The organism is Anaerovibrio sp. JC8, assembly GCF_002100115.1.
Taxonomy (GTDB): domain Bacteria; phylum Bacillota; class Negativicutes; order Selenomonadales; family Selenomonadaceae; genus Anaerovibrio.
On the sequence record NZ_ANBM01000001.1, the window covers coordinates 187,675 to 206,651 of the forward strand.

The window sequence follows — 18,977 nt, forward strand, 5'->3', positions numbered from 1 at the left end:
TTCCCTTCCAGTAATTTATTGTTTATTGCGGGCCAACTCGATAATCATTTCCGCAATGGTAGCTGCCGCCTCAGGATGACCAAGGCTATGACTCCTGTCTGCCATATCCTGCAGCTTCTTGTCGTCAGCCAGCAGCTCTTCGATAGTAGAAATCAAAATATCCGCACTGATATCCTTGTTCAGAATAACCCTGGCGGCCCCGGCCTTCTCAATAGCCCGGGCGTTGAACTCCTGATGATTCTCCGCCGCATAAGGGTATGGAATCAACACCGCCGGAATCCCCTTGGCCGTAAGCTCTGCCAAGCCGGTAGCACCAGCCCGGAACACAGCCAAATCAGCCACCGCCATAGCCTGTGGCATATTGTAAAGATATGGGAATACCTTAAGATTATGGAACCTCTCCAGCTCCACGCCTGCCTCGGCAATACGGCGCATAATATCCTCATGCTCTGCCTTGCCGGTGGCGTGCAAAATCTGAACCCGCTTGCTGCCGGCGAAATGCTTTAACACATCCACCATGGCCCGGTTAATACTGCGGGCCCCCCGGCTGCCACCGGAAACCAGCACGGTTTTCTTGTCCGGGTCCAGCTCAAAGGCATCGTAGCCAGGCTCCCGCTGGGTATTAACCACCTCATCCCGAATAGGATTGCCGGTAAATACCACCTTATCCTGTGGAAAATGCTTGTTGGCCTCAATGGCACCCGTAGCAATGCGGGACACAAAGTTGGATAAAATCTTGTTGGTAATCCCCGGCACCACATTCTGCTCCTGAATAAGGGTAGGAATCCCCATAAGGCTGGCCGCCATCAATACAGGTCCACAAACATAGCCACCAGTTCCAATTACCACATCCGGCTTAAAGGAGCGCACAATGCCTGCGGCCTTGCCCATACCCTTTATCGCCTTAACAGCCCGAATAAAATTAACCGGGCTCAGGCTACGCTTAAAGCCCTGTATGTCAACGGTCTTAAAAGGAAAGCCCTCCTTGGGAACAATATCCGCCTCCAAGCCGCGGCTGGTTCCCACATAAAGAACCTCCAGATTATCTATTCTTTTCTGCAATGCCCGGATAATGGTAACTGCCGGATAAATATGTCCGCCAGTACCACCACCGGATACGATTATTTTCATTTAAGCAAATCCTTTACCAAACGTTTGAAATCGCGGCCCCGCTCCTCAAAGCCAGAGTACATATCAAAGGATGCACAGGCCGGAGAAAGTAGTACCGTCTGTGGAATCCCCGCAATATTATGGGCAATTTCCACCGCCTTGTCCATGGAATAGCCTGCCTCATGGATATGCTCCGCAGCATAGCCGGCGGCCAGGGCACATTCCTTAAACCGTTCAGCAGCGTCTCCCACAAGAATCAGCTCATCCACCCGCTCCTTCACAAGGGCCATGAACTCACTGAGGTCCGTGTGCTTGTCATCGCCACCGGCAATGAGAATAAGGTGACCATCAAAGCTCTGCAGTGCCTTGATGGCAGAATCAGTATTGGTAGCCTTGGAATCATTGAAATATGGTACACCATTTACAGTGGCCACCGGCTCAATACGATGCTCCACTGGTTCAAAGGACTTCAGGCTCTCACCGATCTTAGGCAGACGGACGCCGCCCAAATAAGCTGCTGCCGCCGCTGCCAAAGCATTTTCTATATTATGGCCGCCCTTGATTTTCAGCTCATCAGTGCGGCACAGCTTGCAAGTCTGGCCATTCCAGGAAATGGTGAGCCAACCTTCATTGACAAAGGCACCCTCCTTAAGAATTTCCCTGCGGCTGAAGAAAAACACCCTGCCCTTGGCCCGGTTGGCCATATCACGGGTCTTTTCATCGTCGTAATTAAGCACCAGATAATCATCAGGGCCCTGGTTGGCAAACATCTTCTCCTTCATGGCCTGATATACTTCCAGACTGCCATGGCGAACCACATGGTCAGGAGTAACGTTCAGAATAACGGCCACATGAGGATTAAAGCTATTGGAGGCCTCCATCTGGTAGCTGGAAATTTCCGCCACTATACAGCTGTCCTCCCCGGCTTTAAGAGCCTCCTCACAGAGAGGAATACCAATATTGCCACCTACACCGGCATTTGGATAACGGGTACGCATAAGCTGTCCCAGCAGGCTGACGGTGGTGGTTTTACCATTGGTACCGGTTACTGCCAAAATTGGAGATTTCGCCAGCTTGTAGGCCACCTCCACCTCAGTGGTAACAGGAATATTACGCTTATAAGCCTCCTGCACCAGCGGAATCCTTACTGGTACCGCAGGAGAGAGAATCACCATGTCCACTCCATCCAACAGGCTTGGCTCCTGCTTGCCGAAAACCAGCTTCACACCAGCCTCCCGCAGCTCCTGCATATCATAGCTGATATCCGCCTCTGCCTTGGCGTCACTGAGGGTAACATCAGCCCCCATATTCTTGGCTATCTTGGCTACAGCATTACCGCTGATACCAGCCCCGATTACCAACACTTTCTTTCCCATGAACTCCATTTTCACATCTCCTATTTATGACCAAAAACGGCATTAAATACCGAAAATATATAAAGCAAGGCCAAGAGCACCCGCAATGGCCCCAACGGTCCAGAAGGTCCATACTACCCGAACCTCACTCCAGCCCTTCAGCTCAAAATGATGATGAATCGGGCTCATGAGGAACACTCTTTTGCCGGTAGTTTTAAAGGAAGTAACCTGTATTATAACTGACATGGCCTCGCAAACAAAAATAAGGCCAATAACCACCAAAATAATTTCAGTGTGGGTAAGAATGCCCAGCGCGGCCATCACACCACCCAAGGCCAGGGAGCCTGTATCACCCATAAAAATCCTGGCAGGATTATAGTTGAACTTCAAAAAGCCCAGGCAGGCACCGATAGTTGCGGCACACAATATAGCCAAATCTGTCTTGCCCATGGCAGCGCACACCAGCATATAAAAGAAAGACGCCACAGCCACGGTACCGGAGGCCAGCCCATCCAGCCCGTCAGTCAGATTAACCGCATTGGTAAAGCCTACCATAAATAAAAACAGCAGGACATAAAAGCCATAGCTCAAATCAATGACCCCAATAAATGGTACCCACAAATCCGTAGGCAAACCGCCAAACACAGCCACCAGTGCTGCCATGATAATCTGTCCCAGCAGCTTCTGCCGTGGCTTCAAGCCCTCATTGTGCTTACGTACCACCTTGATGTAGTCATCGAGAAAGCCCAGGGCAAAGTGGCCCAAAATTATGAACAGGGCCAGCATCATCTCCACCGTGTGGTCAGCAAAAACCAATGTGGACAGGACTAATCCCAGAATGATCATCATACCGCCCATGGTGGGAGTACCACTCTTGGCCTGATGACTCTGGGGACCTTCCTCGCGGATAGCCTGGCCAAACTTCAGCTTATGCAGCTGAGGTATCAGCCAGGGACCGGCTCCCAGCACCAGAATAAAGCTTAAGGCCAACGCAAACGCCAAGCTCATAGGAAGGGCAATGGCGGTGCCTGCTATTGTAAATTCCAACATAGTATTGTAAAAGCCTCCAAATGAATCAACTTAGTCTATCTTATTTCCTTAAATAAGGTCAATAATTGCTTCCATCTTCATGCCACGGGAGCCCTTAAAGAGCACTGTATCCTCCGGCTGAAGCAGTTCCTTCAGCTTAATGGCTGCCGCTTCGTGGCTGTCTACGTGGAATACGTTTTCCATGCCGGCCGCCTGAGCCCCCTTGGCGATTTCCTTGCCCATGGTGCCAAAGGCCACCAAAGCCACGGCTCCACTTTCAGCCACCTGCTGACCCACCTTCTGATGGGCGGCTACAGAAACCTCACCCAGCTCCAGCATATCACCCAGCACGGCAATACGACGGCCCTTGGTAATCTCTGCCAGTGTATTAATGGCAGCCTCCATGGACATCGGGCTGGCATTATAAGCGTCATTTATGACATTGTACTGGCCTACCCGCTTGGCTTCAAAGCGCATGCCGGTCATTTCCAGGCCATCAAGGCCCCGCTGAATTTCATTGGCATCAAGGCCCAGTGCAAAGCCGGCCGCAACGGCTGCCAAAGCATTGGAAACATTATGACGGCCCACCATTGGGAGAACAAACTCCCCTACATCACCGGACATGCCCAAACGACACTTAAAGGTGGTGCTGTTCAGGCCACCTTCTACATCAAAGGCCTTAATATCCGCCTCATTATCAATACCAAAGGTAATAACCCTCACACCACTGTTGCACTTGTCCTTCATGGCCGCAGTATACTTATTGTCATTGTTTAAAATAACCGTGCCACCAGTTGGAATTGCTTCTACCAGCTCCGCCTTGGCCTTGGCAATGTTTTCCATGGAGCCTAACAGCTCCATATGGGTTTCCCCCACATTGGTAACAATACCAATAGTAGGCGCCGCAATAGGAGCCAGAGCCTTAATCTGTCCCAGGCCGCGCATACCAATTTCCACTACTGCGGCCTTATGGCTTTCATTCATGTTCAGCAGGGTCATTGGCAGGCCAACCTCATTATTGTAATTAGCCTGGGTCTTTAACACCGGGAACTTGGCCGAAAGCACGGAAGCAGTCAAATCCTTGGTGGTAGTCTTGCCATTGGAACCGGTAATGCATACCACCGGAATATCAAACTTCATGCGCCAGAAATGGGCCAGCTGCTGATATGCTGTCTGAGTATCAGAAGCCGCCTGAATAACAGTGCCTCCCAGCTCTGCTTTAGGCAGCTGGTATTCATTGCTGACCAGCACGCCATTGGCCCCCAGCTTCAGGGCCTCCTCCGCAAAGGTCTCACCGTTGAATCTCTCACCCTTCAAGGCCACAAACAGGCAGCCAGGCTGAATTTTACGGGTATCAGTAATGATATCAGTAAAATTCTGCTGTCCCTTCTCCAATATTTTTGCCCCATCAAGGGCACTTTCTATATCTGCTAAAGAAAACTCAGGCATAATTATTCTCCCATTTTTGCTTTAATGGCTTCTGCTGCCACTTCTTTATCATCAAAATGAATTGTCTTGTCCTTCAAAATCTGATAATCCTCATGGCCCTTGCCGGCAATAACAACAATGTCACCCTTTTCCGCAATTTCCACCGCTCTGAAAATGGCCTCCCGGCGGTCGATGACAGCCTCATGAGGCTTATCCCCGGCAGCCTGCTCTACACCTTCCACCACCTGACTTAAAATAAAGGCAGGATCCTCAGTACGAGGATTATCAGAGGTAGCCACAATTACATCGGACAGCTCCGCTGCAATACGGCCCATAATTGGGCGCTTGGTGCGGTCCCGGTCCCCACCACAGCCAAATACAGTAATAATACGGTTATCGCAAATCTTACGGGCTGTGTGTAGAATATTCTCCAATCCGTCAGGGGTATGGGCATAGTCAACAATAACTGCAAAATCCTGACCACCACGGACCAGCTCAAAACGCCCCGGCACACCACTGAACTCCTCAAGGGCCGCCTTGATGAACGGAAGAGGTACACCCTCTGCCATAGCTGCACCGGCAGCTGCCATTACATTATATACATTGAAAATACCAGTAATCTTCAAATCAAGTGGCAATGCCCCAAACTGATGCTTAATATCAAACTTGGCACCGCTGGCCAGCACCTGAATGTTTTCAGCCTTGAGGGATGCATCATTCTCAATGCCATAGGTAATATGACGGCAGTTGGCATGCTCCAGCATTACCCTGCCAGCTTCATCATCAATATTAACCACAGCAGTCTTGCCATTCTTCACATTATCAGGCCGGCCTACCATATCGAAAAGCTTGGCCTTGGCCAGCTTGTAGTTTTCCAGAGTCTTGTGATAATCCAGATGGTCCTGGGTCAGGTTGGTAAATACTACCGTATCAAATTCCACACCAGCCACACGGTCCTGATCCAGTGCATGGGAGGATACCTCCATTACCACATAGTCCATGTTCTTTTCCAGCATCATGGCCATGGTATGCTGCAGCTCCACCACATCAGGGGTGGTATTGTGAATAGGCAGCACCTCGTCCTCAATCATAATCTGGATGGTACCAATCAGGCCTACCCTAAAGCCCATCTTACGCAGCATGGCTCTGGTCATGTAGCTGATGGAGGTCTTGCCGTTGGTACCGGTAATACCAATTATGCGCATCCGCTGAGCCGGATAGTCATAAAAAAATGGCACGATGATTTTCAGGGCTTCCTTCAGGTTCGGTACCAGCAGTACATCCATTCCGGCCGGCATAAAGGCATTCTCATTATCGGTAATAATGGCTACCGCGCCCTTTTCCTTGGCCTGAGGAATAAAATCATGTCCATCCACATGAGCACCTACCATGCAGACAAACAGAGTACCCTCGGTTGCCTTGCGGGAATCGTGCTCTATATCTTTAATTACAGTCTCACTGTTGCCAATAATCTCTGCTCCTTCAATGAGAGCAGCCAGTGAACCTAATGTTTTTGCCATTAGAAAATCCTCCTAATTTTTGTCATAACATAACTAAGATATTATACCGCTAAAACAAGTATTTTTCTACCATAAAATACTTATTTTGGGCTTTCAGATATTATTTCAAATAGAAAAAGGGATTGCTTGCGCAAATCCCTTTTTCACATCGCCTATTCTTTTAATGCTTTGTCTGATTCCCTGCAAAATAATTTTCCTGTGGAACAGTCATCCCCAACTGATTCACAGCTATCTCCTTAATCCGGGAATGAGACTTTAACTTTGCATTCTCCACTCTGAGTGTTTCGTTGCTTTTCTCCAGGGCACTAGCTTCAGCCTGAATACGGCCTACTTCATACACTTCACTTGCCAGGCAGCTACTGAACCATAAGATTAATCCATAAATAAGTGCACTTACTACTAAAAAGCAGACTGCCTTCTTTCGACGGGGGTCCTTATGTACGTTACGCCTTACAATTTTACGTCGTATGATTTTTTGCTGTTCCTGGGGAAGCTCCTCAAAGTACTCTTCTTCTACTAATTGACGGGCAAGCACACAAGTAACCTCCTTTCCGTGCTTATTGACCTGAGTGTCAATCCAATTTTTCCGCTATACGCAGCTTTGCGCTCTTAGCTCTTGAATTCTGTTCCAGCTCACTGTCCGAAGCCACAGCTGCCTTTACCAGCAGCTTTATCTCCGGCTTATGGTTGCATACACAAACTGGAAGGGACGGCGGACAAATACATCTGCTTGACATTTCCTTAAGGATATTCTTGGCTATTCTGTCCTCAAGGGAATGGAAGGTAATAATCGCGATTCTTCCGCCTGGCTTTAAATGCTTTACTGCGGTACGGAAAGCTCCTTCAAGAATCCCCAGCTCGTTATTAACCTCTATTCTAACTGCCTGAAAAATGCGCTTGGCGGGATGTCCCCCCTTGGCATTTCTCACTGCAGCCGGAACCGCTTTTTTTATTATATCCACCAGCTCACCTGTGGTATTAATCGGGCCGTTCTTTCTGGCCTCCACGATGAACTGAGCTATACGCTTATACCATCTTTCTTCACCGTATTCCTTAAAAATGCGGCAAAGCTCATCCAAGTCATACTTGTTTATTATATCATAAGCAGAAAATTTTGCATCCTGGTTCATTCTCATATCAAGGGGTGCATCCTGCATGTAGGAAAATCCCCGCTCTGCTGTATCCAGCTGATGGGAGGAAACCCCCAGGTCAAAGAGAATACCATCTATTTCTTCTGCCTCCTGCTCACGCAGTATATTTTCCAGATTGGAAAAGTTGCTCTTTACTATATCCACCCGGCACTTGCTGTCAGCCAGCCGCTCAGTGGCAGCCTCTATGGCCGACGCGTCCTGATCAATGCCGATTAATCTTCCATCAGCATTGAGCTTGTCAGCAATCATTCTGGAATGACCGGCACCACCCAAGGTGCAATCCACATAAGTACCGGACAGGCTCGTTATCAGCCCATTGACAGTTTCCTCTGGCATTACGCTTACATGATGAAATTTCTCACTCATTTGCTACCTCATATTCCCAGCTCTGCCAATGTTTCAGCAATAGCAGAAACAGATGGAGTAATTTCTTCATTGTACTTAAGCCATTCTTCCTTGCCCCAAACCTCTATACGGTTGGATACACCGATAAGCACAGCATCCTTTTTCAGGGATGCATGCTGGCGAAGGGTGGCAGGAATCAGGAAACGGCCCATTTTATCCAGTTCAACCTGACGGGCACCGGCGAAGAAAAATCTTACGAAGGCTCTGGCTTCAGTTTTTGCTAAAGGTAGTTGACGAAGCTTTACTGAAAGCTGCTCCCATTCAGATTGTGGGTAGATGAACAAGCAGTTGTCCAATCCCTTGGTAATAATGAAGGATTCGCCTAATTCACTGCGAAAATCAGCCGGTAAAATCACACGGCCCTTCGCATCCAGCGAATGATTATATTCGCCCATTAACATCCTTCATCACCACCTTGTAGTCATAGTCTACCACAATCCCCCACTTTTTTCCACTTTTTGGCTAATTTTCACCCCATTTTTTTCTAAAAAAATAAAAAAGGGAAATTAGTCCCAGAGCCCCATTCTATGGGCCTTGAGATAAGTTAAGTTCCAAATAAAAAACGCCTTTAGCATAAAGCTAAAGACGTTAAACAACATTATTTATTTTTTCAACCAGCCATCCTTGTTCATAAGTGGGATAAATTGGATTCTTTCCAGAAAATCCTTATTGGTATCCTCTGTATGGAAAATAGGTACACGCTCCAGGGCGTAGACGTTACTGTTGCGGTTTACCGCATCATATTTGATGGTGAAGCCAGCCTTATAGCCGGCATTTTTTACCAGCTGGGCAATATGAAGATTGTAGGTACCGGTTGGATAAGCGATATAATTGGACTCCTTGTCCAGCTTTTCCCTCAGCATTTCCTTGGACTTGGTCAGCTCCTCCATAATCTGGCTATCGCTGGCCTCAGTCATGGACTTGTGGGTGGCAGTGTGGGACTCAATTGAAAAGCCATTGTTTTCCAGCTCCCGGGCCTGACTCCAGGTCAGATAGTTGGGATATTGGTCCAAATAGGTGGTAACCACAAAAATAGTTCCCACAAAACCATATTTTTTCATTATTGGATAAGCATTATTATAGTTGTCAACGTAACCATCGTCGAAGGTTATCATCACCGGGTTATACGGCAGTTCCACGCCATTGGTCACAAAATCGTACAGCTGATCAGGTGTAATGGTGTGATAACCATGCTGGCTTAGCCACTTCATTTGCTTTTCAAAATCTTCCGGCCTAACCGAAAGTGAATGGAAGGTATTATCGATTTTGTGATAATTTAAAACCGTAACGCCTCTATGATCTTCCTCCTTGGCCATCGGGTGCGGCACAGGCTCTTCCTTCTTGCCCATACACGCTATCAGACCAACAGCCAGCAGAATAATTCCAGCTATCAGAAACAATCTATATTTTTGAACATACTCCTCGAGATTAACCATCATATTCCTCCATATCAATTTGCACCACTACATTATACCGCAATCATTTTAATTTTCCCATATTTATTAGGAAAATTTTCTTATTTATGATATAATCATGGAGTGTAATTAATAATAATTATTAAGGAGGTTGTTATATATGGCTATTACCAAGGACATGTCCATCATGGAGGTTGTTACCAAATATCCTGATACCGTTCCTGTTTTCATGGAGAGTGGCATGGGCTGCATTGGTTGCGCAGCTGCACACTTCGAGAACATTGAGCAGGGTGCTTCTGCCCATGGCATTGACGTTGACCAGCTTATTGCAGGTCTGAACGAGGTTGTTGGTGAAAACTAATAACTGATATGGGATAAGTATAGTCAACTTAAAGGACGTCTGGAAAAATCCAGACGTCTTTTTTATGTACATAAATGGTGGTCATGATAGATTGACTGAAGCATTAGGGCGATGGGCGTCAAAAACTATTTTTTTGCGTTCTTACACAGCGAGAAAATGTCGTTGTTTGAGCGAAGCGAGTTCGACTTTTATCGCTGCTAATTAAAAGCAAAAAATAGTTTTAGCCCAGAGACCCGAGCTGAAGTCAACTATCACTGACCACCATATGCATATGAGCTGTTATAGCTTGATATTCTGGACCTCAGCCAGGGTTGCCCGAGCCTCTGCTACAAGAGTTTCAATTATCGTGGCCATTGGCTCGATTTTCTTCAGCGGAGTCAGGCTCTGTCCCGCCTGGATCATGCCATTTTCCATATCGCCGTCCACAGCCGCCAGCTTATTGGTGCCAGTTGCCAGCTTAAGGAGCTCCTCCTTGGTGGCCTTGCCGGAAAATTCCAGTGCCTGATATTCCTCGGAGAACTTATTTTTAAGTCCCCGCACTGCACTCTTGATGGTCTGACCGGTTACAATGGTATCCGTATCAACTGCCTCAATGAGCTTCTGCTTGAAATTATCGTGAACAGGACATTCCTCAGCGATGAGGAAGCGGGTACCCATCTGCACTCCGGCAGCTCCCATCAGCAGAGCTGCTGCAATGCCACGGCCATCAGCAATACCACCAGCCATAACAACCGGAATATTCACCTCAGGAATAACCTGGGTCATCAACGCCATGGTGGTAAGCACACCAATGTGTCCGCCGGCTTCCATGCCCTCTACCACGATTGCGTCCGCATTGTTCTGCTCCAGCCGCTTGGCCAGCTTAACATTTGGCACCACCGGAATAACCTTGATGCCAGCCTTGTGCAAAGGCTCCACAAACGGTACAGGATTACCGGCACCTAGGGTTACAAAGGCCGGTTTTTCCTCGCAGATAACTTCCAGTATTTCATCCTTGTTTGGGGCCATCAGCATAATATTTACACCAAAAGGCTTGTCGGTCAAAGTCTTGGCCTTGCGGATTTCATCCCTTACATAATCTGTGGTACGACCACCACAGGAAATAATACCGGCTCCCCCGGCATTAGATACCGCTGCCGCCATCCTTGCATCAGAAATCCAGGCCATACCACCCTGAATAATCGGATACTTAATCCCCAGAACCTCACAAATACTCTTTGCCATGCTATTTTACCTCCACTCTAAAACTCTATACCCCTCTACTTCAACAACTATATAGTTTTTCCCTTTTTCTCTACATGCTTTGTTATCCACTCTGTAACATATTCGCAGGAAAAGCTGCCGTTCGCAACCCCTATTACCAGTGTTTCCATTTCCTCAGTTTCATACAATAAAGTTTTCTCATTCATAAAAAGAAAAACTTCCATAGCATGAACAGCAGTCCTTTTATTTCCATCTACAAACGCATGATTATTGGCAATGCCAAAAAACAGACGTGCCGCCTTTTCAAATAAAGTGGGAAATAAATCCTTTCCTCCAAAAGTTTGAAATGGTGCATTTATTGCCGACTCCAATAAAGCCATATCGCGAACACCATCTTCTACCGGAATATCACTTGCTTCTAGATCATTATGAAACTGCAATATGTCATCCAATAAAATTTCAGTGATGTACTCTATAGCAGCATAAGTCATTTGTACGCCAGCCTCCGATAAAGTTCCTCATTCTTTTTCATTATTTCCTGAGATACTTCCTGCATTGCTTCTTTGATGGCCTCACTATTACGAGAGTTAAGTACGACTCTTTTTACTTGCTCCTGACTTTCTTCTCTAACTTCAGTATTATCAGTCATAATCAACACCTCCTACAATTCTTGTTTGAAGTATATCATTAGCCTATCTTATTAGCAAGAACTATATTTGTAAACTTTAAATAAGTTTTTAAAGAAAGTATTTAACATAATTAGGAACCAATGTCTATTTAAACACGTATCGAAAAAGATGCTTCCTAAAGGAAGCATCTTCGTTTAAAACATTATCCTTTTTTATTAACAATCCGTTAAATCTACAATACATCCGCCCCAGGATAGTCCAACTCCAAATCCCATCAACAAACACCGATGCAGTTGATCTGTTTTTGTTTCTTTCAACATATCCACCAATGCAATAGGAATAGAATTGGACACCGTATTGCCATATTCCCTAACATCATTCCAATACTGGAATTTACCCAATCTACATATCTTTTGCAAACTCTTTAGCATAAAATGATTCGCTTGGTGAAATATATAATAATTTATGTCTTTACGCTCAAGATTATTATCTGACAGTATCTTGGACAGAGTTTCAGGAACAACCTCCAAGGCAAAGTCCATAATCGCCCCACCATTCATAAATAAATTCTGGTTTGTGCGTATATTACCATACTTGTCTGTTGTTGATTTTATCTCAGTCAACTGATAGGGCTGGCGAGCTCCACCGACGGGAACAATTAGGTTTTCAAATCCAGCACCATCAGTACCGTACTCAAAACCATATATGCCATCATCCTCTGTATCTTTAGCAACAATCAAAGTTGCCGTTGCAGCATCGCCAAATAATGGCAAAACAGCATGGTCCTTTGGATGAATATATTTACTATAGGTTTCTGCCGTCAACAGTAGAACACTTTTCGCCTGCCCTGACTCAATAAGTCCTTTTGCCAAGCCAAGTCCATAAATATATCCTGTGCATCCATGGTTATAATCAAGTGCCCCACAATACTTTGACAATCCAAGTCTATCCTGAAGAACACAGGCGGTCGTAGGTAAAAGATAATCTGGCGACTGGCTGCAAAACAGCACATAATCCACAGACTCACGAGAAACTTTTTCAAAGAGTTTCTCAGCTGCCTTCACCGCCATATCCGCCGCTGTTTCATTTTCCTCAGCTACATGACGGCACTCTATACCTGTCTTCTCCCGTAATCTTTCATTTTGATTCCGCTCAACCTTCTCTGGCAAATAGTAAACTATATCTTTAATATACGCTTTCAAGTTTTTATTTCACTCCATTTTAAAGACACTAAATATCTCTTTTGTTATAGTACTCCCACAATGGTCAGTTATACCCCCCCAGTAGATAACCACCATCCACCACCACGTCAGTGCCAGTTATCCATCGAGCCCTTTCACTTAACAGAAATAGCACCATACCAGTAACATCTTCCGGTTCACCAATTCCCAATAGATGCCAATCATAGAACTTCTTATTTAATGCAGAATTTTCATCTTCATTACGGGTCATTTCTGTATGAACCCAACCTGGACTTATGGTATTTATACGATTTTTCCGTTGATAAATTTCTTTGGCAATAGAACGAACCGCAGCCTGCATGGCAATTTTCGCTGATGAATAGGCAAAATTACTCTTTTCTCCAACAGCTGCTGCAACTGAAGAAAAAAGCACGCTGGAACAGCCATCCTCTGCATTTTTCTTCTTATTGACAATTTGCATCAACCTTATTCCAGCCCAATAACTAATATCCATGATTTTTCTGGCTTCATCTTCATCATAAGCCCTCAATGGTGTACTGGAAAAAATCCCCGCTGCATGGACTGCACCATGCAGCTTACCATAGGTCTTCACAAACGAGGCAATAGCTTCCGACAAAGCTTTGCTATCGCATACATCCAATGCTGACGGAACAATTTGGCCAGTAAACTCATTTTGTAATGCCACCAACCTATCTTCCCGCCGTGCGACGGCAAGCACGGTTGCACCTGCCGCTGCAAGTTCTTTAGCAACAGCCCGCCCCATACCAGAGGACGCGCCAGTTACTACAAAGCGCTCACCAGAAAAATCATATTGAACTCTTCCCATTGATATTCTCCAACATCAAATATTACTTTACTAACTCATACAAATCTTTTATTGTAACAGCCTTGTTTACGGCTTCACGGTTTACATTTGTGAAACCAGACTCCTTGGCCATAGCAATAAAGCTGACAAAGCTAAGGGAATCCCACTCCTCCACATCGGTTAAAGCCATATCCAAAACGATCTCACTATCTGTATCCAATACTTCTTCCTGCATTTTTTCAATAAATTCCTGTTCAGTCATTTTTTATTTCCTCCAATACTATATTTTATCCATTGCCTTAATTGGTGGCGCAAGTACAAACTTATTGCTTTTAACTTTTCTTCTCGGATATGATAAAATGCCTATTTCCACTCCATCAGCCAAATTAGTACCAGGAATAAGACACGCATTTGAACCAAGTGATACTTCATTTCCCAAGCAACAATGGCCATTAACACGCGAGCCAGGTCCCAAAACTATGTTATTCCCTACTACTGCATGATGACTTATATTGGAGTAAATATTCATAAGTACGTGGTCACCTATTACTGGATTACCTGTGATTGATGCGAAAGGTGTTATTACAACTCCTTTCCCAAATGTCGCCATCGGTGAAACATGTGCCTTTCTGCTGATGAACTGTCCGCTCTCCAAATTATGCGACTCTATAAAATTAATCATTTTTCGACGTAAACTGATCAAACCTGAAGCCAACAGATATATAAGTTTATCTGAATAATTATCTCTTTCATCCCCTAGATAGGGAATATACTGACTACAATCAGTATCCTCTTGAGGTGCAAAATATCCCGCAATTTTTATATCATCATCAAGCATATACTCCATCAGTTCCAAAGCTAAACCACCGCCACCTAATAATGCTACCTCTTTCATAAAACATTACCCCCTTATAATTTCATCTTCGTAGTAATCACGTGTCGCAGTCTTTCCCAAATAATCCCAATAATAAATAGCCGATACCCCGTCTCCCGGCCTTTTAACTGTCAAATTATCCCCCGTAAATACTGTTCCAGCTTTAACATTACAGGTAGTAACCAAACTTTTACGTGCCACGGCCATATTTCTCTTTTCACTTTCTGATGGTATTTTGATACCGTTACCCATTGCTAATTCAACTTGCCTTATTGATTTAAGCATTAGACCTAATTCTTTTGGTTCCAACGACGCCTTATGATCCGGTCCTTCCATTTTACGGTCCAATGTAAAATGCTTCTCAATGATGGTTGCGCCACGTGCAACAGCCGCAATTGGAATTGTTATTCCGAGAGTATGGTCAGAGTAACCTACTGGTAATGAAAATGCATTTCTTAATGTATCTATACATCTTAGATTGACTTCTTCTAAAGGAGCCGGATATTCAGTTGTACAATGAAGCAACGAAACATGTTTACGTAATGACGATTGGCCGGCTTTAGAACTATATGATTCATAACATTCATTAACAGACTTTGGTACAACATCATTAATGTATGAATATGCCAATATCGCCAAAGCTTGCTCAACCTCCCCCAATAGGCTCATTCCTGTTGAAAGAATAACATCCTTGCCCAATCTACCAATTTCAAACAGTAGTGGAGCATTCGTAATTTCACCAGAAGGAATTTTTATGGTATCAACACCACATTTTTTTGTCAGAAAGTGAAGGCTGTCAATATCAAACGGTGTGGATAAAAACTTAATATTATTATCTCTACATGCTTTTATAACCCTTGCATGATCATCCCATGAGAACTCCAATTTTTTACACATTTCCAACTGTGATTCCATTTCACTGGTGGTAATTTTCTGGTAATCTGCCTTCTGTGCGTATCTGCTAATCAGTTTTTCAGTTAATCCAGTTTGAAATTTAACTACATCTGCTCCTGCATTGGCAGCCTCCTCCACCAACCGAACCGCTAAGTCTACACTACCATTATGATTTACTCCAGCCTCAGCTATTACCAATACGTGCTCCATTTTCCCCTCCTATCATTCCCCAATAACGCTTGCTTCTTTTACTTAACAATAATCGAATATTCGTACTAGTCTCAATGCTTACGCGTTATCTATTATAACATATTTTATAACATAATAATCATTCCATATTTAAAAATAGCTAATTTTATTTTTAAATATATTTTTCATGTTTATAGTTTAAAATATCTAAAATGTGTTTTTATAACATACTTACAAGCATTTATATATTATGTTTTCCAGTATAAAATATCCTAAAGAGGTGATGAACATGAGTAGTAAGCTGCTCATCACGAAGAAAATGCGCGGTGATGACGGTTATCGTGTATTCTCGGTAAGACTAAAAACTGAACTTCTCGACCAAGTAAATGCACTAGCAGACGATACAGGACGCACACGCAATGAGCTGATTGGCATGTTGCTAGAGTTCGCACTTGAAAACAGCGAGGTTGTCAATGACCATTAATGTGTTATTTTAATTGGTCACCTTATTACAAAAATAGCCAGTCCCGGATATACTCCAGGGCTGGCTATTTTAAATATGCTATTAAAACATATGATTAGCGGGTGACATGCAGATGATTTTATGAATAAGCGTAGCGTAAAATGACACATCAGCACAAAATCTATTTATGCCGTAGAGTTGTGACAGACGGCTGCGAAGCCCGTCAATATCACGACGAAGCGGAGAACTATTTAATGTGACACTAGCAGAGCGCATGAATGAAACATCCCACGTAAGGACTCGCAATTTATAAAAATAAAAAGGATGCCTCCATAAGGAAGCATCCCTCTTTTATCTTTGTTATTGTTATCAAATTAGCCGATGATAACCATAGCCTCGCCTGCGGATACAGTGGAGCCCTCGGATACGTTAACAGCCTTAACAGTACCATCGCATGGAGCAGGAATCTCGTTCTGCATCTTCATAGCCTCGAGGATGATTACAGTGTCGCCGGACTTAACAGCAGTGCCTTCGCCAGCAACAACCTTCAGAACCTTACCAGGCATTGGAGCGGAAACTGCAGTCTCGCCAGCGCCTGCAGCTACAGCAGCCTTTGGAGCTGGTGCAGGAGCAGCAGCTGGAGCAGGAGCTGCCTTAGGAGCAGCTGGTGCAGCCTTTGGAGCAGCAGCCTTAGCAGGAGCTGCGCCCTTTACTTCCTCAACCTCAACCTCATAAGCGGTACCATTAACTTTGATATTGAACTTCTTCATTTATTTTTCCTCCAAATTTTTAGTAATATTTCAGATAAAATGAAGACTTATTCAGGTGGAGTTTTAAACTCCATCTGAATTTAGTCGAATTTTACCCAGGGCTTTACTGGCACTTGACTTCCACCTAAGAGGAAGGAGTCTTAGTGACAGTTAGCATCGGATTAAAGTGGAATATTGCCGTGCTTCTTGGCAGGCATAGCCTCACGCTTGCAAGCGCATGCATTCAATGCAGTGATGATACGAGGGCGGGTCTCGATAGGCTCAATAACCATATCAGCATAGCCGCGCTCTGCAGCCTTATAAGGGGTTGCGAACTCATCAACATAATCCTGGGTGTGCTTAGCCTTAACATCTGGCTCATCACGCTTAAAGATGATATTAGCAGCACCTGCAGGACCCATAACTGCGATCTCGGAGGTAGGCCAAGCCATAACCTGGTCTGCGCCCAGCTCGCGGCAGCACATAGCGATGTAGGAACCGCCATAAGCCTTACGGGTGATAACAGTAATCTTTGGAACAGTAGCTTCACTGTATGCATACAGCATCTTTGCACCATGACGAATGATACCGCCATGCTCCTGACCAACGCCTGGCAGGAAGCCTGGTACGTCAACCAGGTTAACAAGTGGGATGTTGAAAGCATCGCAGAAGCGAATGAAACGAGCAGACTTATCAGAAGCATCAATATCAAGGCAGCCGCCCATGACCTTAGGCTGATTTGCAATGATACCTACGCTACGGCCATCAAAACGTGCGAAGCAGGTGATGATGTTGGTAGCAAAATGCTGATGAACTTCATAGAACTCGCCGTTATCAACCAATGCAGCAATGATATCCTTCATATCATAAGGCTGGTTAGGGTCATCTGGAATAACGGTGTTCAAGCTCTCGTCCATACGGTCTGGATCGTCACCAGTGTCAAACATTGGTGCATTTTCCATGTTGTTGCTTGGCAGGAAGCTCAAGAGATAACGGATCTGTTCAATGCAGTCCTGCTCATCGGATGCTACGAAGTGAGCAACACCGGACTTGGTGTTATGAGTCATAGCACCACCAAGAGCCTCGGCAGTAACTTCCTCATAGGTTACGGACTTAATAACTGCCGGACCGGTAATGAACATCTGGGAAGACTTGTCTACCATGTAGATGAAGTCAGTGATAGCTGGAGAATATACAGCACCGCCTGCGCATGGTCCCATGATTACAGAAATCTGAGGGATAACGCCGGAAGCTGCGGTATTGCGGTAGAAGATACCAGCATAACCGGAGAGAGCGTCAACCGCCTCCTGAATACGGGCACCGCCGGAATCATTGATACCGATGCAAGGAGCACCCATCTTCATTGCCAGATCCTGAACCTTCCAGATCTTCTTTGCATGCATTTCACCAAGGGAACCACCCTCTACGGTGAAGTCCTGAGCGAAGGCATAAACCAGACGGCCATCAACAGTACCATAACCGGTTACAACACCCTCAGCAGGAAGATCTTTCTTCTCCTGACCAAAATTAGTACAACGATGCTTTACGAAAGCATCCAGTTCTGTGAAGGAATCCTCATCAAAGAGGAGCTCAAGACGCTCACGGGCAGTCATCTTGCCCTTTTCGTGCTGCTTGGCAATACGTGCTTCGCCGCCGCCCAGCTCAATGTGAGCCTTCTTTTCCTTCATAAGTTCAATTTTTTCCTGAACTGTAGCCATTTTTTGCCTCCTAATCAGCCACAAGTGGCTGTATTTTGAATAAGATTAACGGTCTTCGTGCTGACAAAGTTCGAGCAGAACGCCACCAGCAGATTTTGGATGAACAAAAGCAATATCAGCGCCGCCTGCACCCTTACGAGGAGCCTTGTCAATCATAACAATGCCCTTCTCCTGAAGGTCAGCGATTGCTGCAGGAAGATCATCTACACGAAGAGCGATGTGCTGGATGCCGCCACGGCCGCCGTTCTTCTCAATGAACTTGGCGATAGGGCTGTCATCAGCAGTACCAACCAGAAGCTCAATCTCGGAGCCATTTGGAGTTGGATGGAAGGTAGTGGTAACCTTCTGCTCTGCAACAGTTTCCTCACCAGTGCAGGCAAGACCAATAGTAGTCCAGAGGTCTTTGCCTTCCTGTAAATCCTTGCACGCAATACCAATGTGGTCAACGCCTAAAATTTTGAATGCCATTTTGTTTTC

Annotated in this window: 22 protein-coding genes; 2 read left to right on the forward strand and 20 right to left on the reverse strand. The window is 45.2% G+C overall.

Features of this window, described 5'->3' with window-relative positions; all coding sequences use genetic code 11:
- Positions 1–15: 15 nt before the first annotated feature.
- The 9 genes from murG to D081_RS00900 form a co-directional block, all read right to left on the reverse strand.
- A complete protein-coding gene (gene murG, locus D081_RS00860; protein ID WP_085022247.1) occupies positions 16–1,131 on the reverse strand; it encodes an undecaprenyldiphospho-muramoylpentapeptide beta-N-acetylglucosaminyltransferase in 1,116 nt (371 codons plus the stop codon).
- Positions 1,128–2,495 (reverse strand): UDP-N-acetylmuramoyl-L-alanine--D-glutamate ligase, encoded by a 1,368-nt coding sequence (murD, locus tag D081_RS00865; protein WP_085022248.1) that lies wholly within the window; start codon positions 2,493–2,495, stop codon positions 1,128–1,130. The genes murG and murD overlap by 4 nt, the downstream gene beginning before the upstream one ends.
- Positions 2,496–2,528: 33 nt before the next feature.
- Entirely contained in the window at positions 2,529–3,515 is a 987-nt protein-coding gene (gene mraY / locus D081_RS00870) for a phospho-N-acetylmuramoyl-pentapeptide-transferase (RefSeq protein WP_233127376.1), read from the reverse strand.
- 48 nt (positions 3,516–3,563) lie between these two features.
- Positions 3,564–4,943: a UDP-N-acetylmuramoyl-tripeptide--D-alanyl-D-alanine ligase gene (murF, locus tag D081_RS12790; RefSeq protein WP_085022249.1), complete on the reverse strand. Its 1,380-nt coding sequence runs from the start codon at positions 4,941–4,943 to the stop codon at positions 3,564–3,566.
- Between the two features lie 2 nt (positions 4,944–4,945).
- Positions 4,946–6,442 carry a UDP-N-acetylmuramoyl-L-alanyl-D-glutamate--2,6-diaminopimelate ligase gene (locus D081_RS12795; protein ID WP_085022250.1) on the reverse strand — a complete coding sequence of 499 codons (1,497 nt, stop codon included), beginning with the start codon at positions 6,440–6,442 and terminating at the stop codon, positions 4,946–4,948.
- Positions 6,443–6,602: 160 nt separating this feature from the next.
- Positions 6,603–6,977: a cell division protein FtsL gene (ftsL, locus tag D081_RS00885; RefSeq protein ID WP_158087514.1), complete on the reverse strand. Its 375-nt coding sequence runs from the start codon at positions 6,975–6,977 to the stop codon at positions 6,603–6,605.
- A gap of 37 nt (positions 6,978–7,014) precedes the next feature.
- Positions 7,015–7,959 (reverse strand): 16S rRNA (cytosine(1402)-N(4))-methyltransferase RsmH, encoded by a 945-nt coding sequence (rsmH, locus tag D081_RS00890; protein WP_085022252.1) that lies wholly within the window; start codon positions 7,957–7,959, stop codon positions 7,015–7,017.
- An 8-nt stretch (positions 7,960–7,967) separates the two neighbouring features.
- Complete coding sequence (mraZ, locus tag D081_RS00895; RefSeq protein ID WP_085022253.1) at positions 7,968–8,399, reverse strand: division/cell wall cluster transcriptional repressor MraZ; 432 nt, start codon at positions 8,397–8,399, stop codon at positions 7,968–7,970.
- Positions 8,400–8,600: 201 nt separating this feature from the next.
- Complete coding sequence (locus D081_RS00900) at positions 8,601–9,437, reverse strand: polysaccharide deacetylase family protein (RefSeq protein ID WP_085022254.1); 837 nt, start codon at positions 9,435–9,437, stop codon at positions 8,601–8,603.
- 136 nt (positions 9,438–9,573) lie between these two features.
- Here D081_RS00900 and D081_RS00905 point away from each other — a divergent pair, with 136 nt between their 5' ends.
- Positions 9,574–9,774: a DUF1858 domain-containing protein gene (locus D081_RS00905; RefSeq protein WP_085022255.1), complete on the forward strand. Its 201-nt coding sequence runs from the start codon at positions 9,574–9,576 to the stop codon at positions 9,772–9,774.
- 279 nt (positions 9,775–10,053) lie between these two features.
- Here the strand turns inward: D081_RS00905 and D081_RS00910 are convergent, their stop codons facing one another.
- The 8 genes from D081_RS00910 to neuB form a co-directional block, all read right to left on the reverse strand.
- A complete protein-coding gene (locus D081_RS00910) occupies positions 10,054–10,998 on the reverse strand; it encodes a nitronate monooxygenase (protein WP_085022256.1) in 945 nt (314 codons plus the stop codon).
- 47 nt (positions 10,999–11,045) lie between these two features.
- Complete coding sequence (locus D081_RS00915; RefSeq protein ID WP_085022257.1) at positions 11,046–11,468, reverse strand: type II toxin-antitoxin system death-on-curing family toxin; 423 nt, start codon at positions 11,466–11,468, stop codon at positions 11,046–11,048.
- Positions 11,465–11,626, reverse strand: coding sequence for a hypothetical protein (locus D081_RS12590; protein ID WP_158087515.1), 162 nt, complete (start codon positions 11,624–11,626; stop codon positions 11,465–11,467). The genes D081_RS00915 and D081_RS12590 overlap by 4 nt, the downstream gene beginning before the upstream one ends.
- Before the next feature lie 195 nt (positions 11,627–11,821).
- Positions 11,822–12,808 (reverse strand): ketoacyl-ACP synthase III, encoded by a 987-nt coding sequence (locus tag D081_RS00920; RefSeq protein ID WP_085022258.1) that lies wholly within the window; start codon positions 12,806–12,808, stop codon positions 11,822–11,824.
- Between the two features lie 64 nt (positions 12,809–12,872).
- Positions 12,873–13,634 (reverse strand): SDR family NAD(P)-dependent oxidoreductase, encoded by a 762-nt coding sequence (locus tag D081_RS00925; RefSeq protein ID WP_085022259.1) that lies wholly within the window; start codon positions 13,632–13,634, stop codon positions 12,873–12,875.
- Positions 13,635–13,656: 22 nt separating this feature from the next.
- A complete protein-coding gene (locus D081_RS00930) occupies positions 13,657–13,875 on the reverse strand; it encodes a hypothetical protein (protein WP_085022260.1) in 219 nt (72 codons plus the stop codon).
- A gap of 18 nt (positions 13,876–13,893) precedes the next feature.
- On the reverse strand, positions 13,894–14,508 hold the full coding sequence (locus D081_RS00935; protein WP_085022261.1) for a hypothetical protein: 615 nt from the start codon (positions 14,506–14,508) through the stop codon (positions 13,894–13,896).
- A 6-nt stretch (positions 14,509–14,514) separates the two neighbouring features.
- Positions 14,515–15,591: an N-acetylneuraminate synthase gene (neuB, locus tag D081_RS00940; protein ID WP_085022262.1), complete on the reverse strand. Its 1,077-nt coding sequence runs from the start codon at positions 15,589–15,591 to the stop codon at positions 14,515–14,517.
- Between the two features lie 268 nt (positions 15,592–15,859).
- Here neuB and D081_RS00945 point away from each other — a divergent pair, with 268 nt between their 5' ends.
- Positions 15,860–16,054 carry a CopG family transcriptional regulator gene (locus D081_RS00945; protein ID WP_085022263.1) on the forward strand — a complete coding sequence of 65 codons (195 nt, stop codon included), beginning with the start codon at positions 15,860–15,862 and terminating at the stop codon, positions 16,052–16,054.
- A 353-nt stretch (positions 16,055–16,407) separates the two neighbouring features.
- On the opposite strand, the gene D081_RS00950 is transcribed toward D081_RS00945, so the two are convergent.
- The 3 genes from D081_RS00950 to mce form a co-directional block, all read right to left on the reverse strand.
- Positions 16,408–16,803: a biotin/lipoyl-containing protein gene (locus D081_RS00950; protein ID WP_085022264.1), complete on the reverse strand. Its 396-nt coding sequence runs from the start codon at positions 16,801–16,803 to the stop codon at positions 16,408–16,410.
- A gap of 161 nt (positions 16,804–16,964) precedes the next feature.
- Entirely contained in the window at positions 16,965–18,500 is a 1,536-nt protein-coding gene (locus D081_RS00955; protein WP_085022265.1) for an acyl-CoA carboxylase subunit beta, read from the reverse strand.
- Positions 18,501–18,545: 45 nt separating this feature from the next.
- The gene (gene mce / locus D081_RS00960) at positions 18,546–18,968 is read right to left on the reverse strand and encodes a methylmalonyl-CoA epimerase (protein ID WP_027396274.1); all 423 of its coding nucleotides are present in this window, start codon (positions 18,966–18,968) and stop codon (positions 18,546–18,548) included.
- Positions 18,969–18,977: the final 9 nt, after the last annotated feature.

Excerpts from the sequence above, each read along its gene's own strand:
- D081_RS00955 (WP_085022265.1), bottom strand. The coding sequence starts at position 18,500 with ATGGCTACAGTTCAGGAAAAAATTGAACTTATGAAGGAAAAGAAGGCT.
- neuB (WP_085022262.1), bottom strand. The coding sequence starts at position 15,591 with ATGGAGCACGTATTGGTAATAGCTGAGGCTGGAGTAAATCATAATGGT.
- D081_RS00945 (WP_085022263.1), top strand. The coding sequence starts at position 15,860 with ATGAGTAGTAAGCTGCTCATCACGAAGAAAATGCGCGGTGATGACGGT.
- mce (WP_027396274.1), bottom strand. The coding sequence starts at position 18,968 with ATGGCATTCAAAATTTTAGGCGTTGACCACATTGGTATTGCGTGCAAG.
- D081_RS00930 (WP_085022260.1), bottom strand. The coding sequence starts at position 13,875 with ATGACTGAACAGGAATTTATTGAAAAAATGCAGGAAGAAGTATTGGAT.
- D081_RS12795 (WP_085022250.1), bottom strand. The coding sequence starts at position 6,442 with ATGGCAAAAACATTAGGTTCACTGGCTGCTCTCATTGAAGGAGCAGAG.
- D081_RS00950 (WP_085022264.1), bottom strand. The coding sequence starts at position 16,803 with ATGAAGAAGTTCAATATCAAAGTTAATGGTACCGCTTATGAGGTTGAG.
- D081_RS00900 (WP_085022254.1), bottom strand. The coding sequence starts at position 9,437 with ATGATGGTTAATCTCGAGGAGTATGTTCAAAAATATAGATTGTTTCTG.
- D081_RS00915 (WP_085022257.1), bottom strand. The coding sequence starts at position 11,468 with ATGACTTATGCTGCTATAGAGTACATCACTGAAATTTTATTGGATGAC.
- mraZ (WP_085022253.1), bottom strand. The coding sequence starts at position 8,399 with ATGTTAATGGGCGAATATAATCATTCGCTGGATGCGAAGGGCCGTGTG.
- mraY (WP_233127376.1), bottom strand. The coding sequence starts at position 3,515 with ATGTTGGAATTTACAATAGCAGGCACCGCCATTGCCCTTCCTATGAGC.
- D081_RS12590 (WP_158087515.1), bottom strand. The coding sequence starts at position 11,626 with ATGACTGATAATACTGAAGTTAGAGAAGAAAGTCAGGAGCAAGTAAAA.
- rsmH (WP_085022252.1), bottom strand. The coding sequence starts at position 7,959 with ATGAGTGAGAAATTTCATCATGTAAGCGTAATGCCAGAGGAAACTGTC.
- murF (WP_085022249.1), bottom strand. The coding sequence starts at position 4,943 with ATGCCTGAGTTTTCTTTAGCAGATATAGAAAGTGCCCTTGATGGGGCA.
- D081_RS00910 (WP_085022256.1), bottom strand. The coding sequence starts at position 10,998 with ATGGCAAAGAGTATTTGTGAGGTTCTGGGGATTAAGTATCCGATTATT.
- D081_RS00925 (WP_085022259.1), bottom strand. The coding sequence starts at position 13,634 with ATGGGAAGAGTTCAATATGATTTTTCTGGTGAGCGCTTTGTAGTAACT.
- D081_RS00905 (WP_085022255.1), top strand. The coding sequence starts at position 9,574 with ATGGCTATTACCAAGGACATGTCCATCATGGAGGTTGTTACCAAATAT.
- murG (WP_085022247.1), bottom strand. The coding sequence starts at position 1,131 with ATGAAAATAATCGTATCCGGTGGTGGTACTGGCGGACATATTTATCCG.
- murD (WP_085022248.1), bottom strand. The coding sequence starts at position 2,495 with ATGGAGTTCATGGGAAAGAAAGTGTTGGTAATCGGGGCTGGTATCAGC.
- D081_RS00935 (WP_085022261.1), bottom strand. The coding sequence starts at position 14,508 with ATGAAAGAGGTAGCATTATTAGGTGGCGGTGGTTTAGCTTTGGAACTG.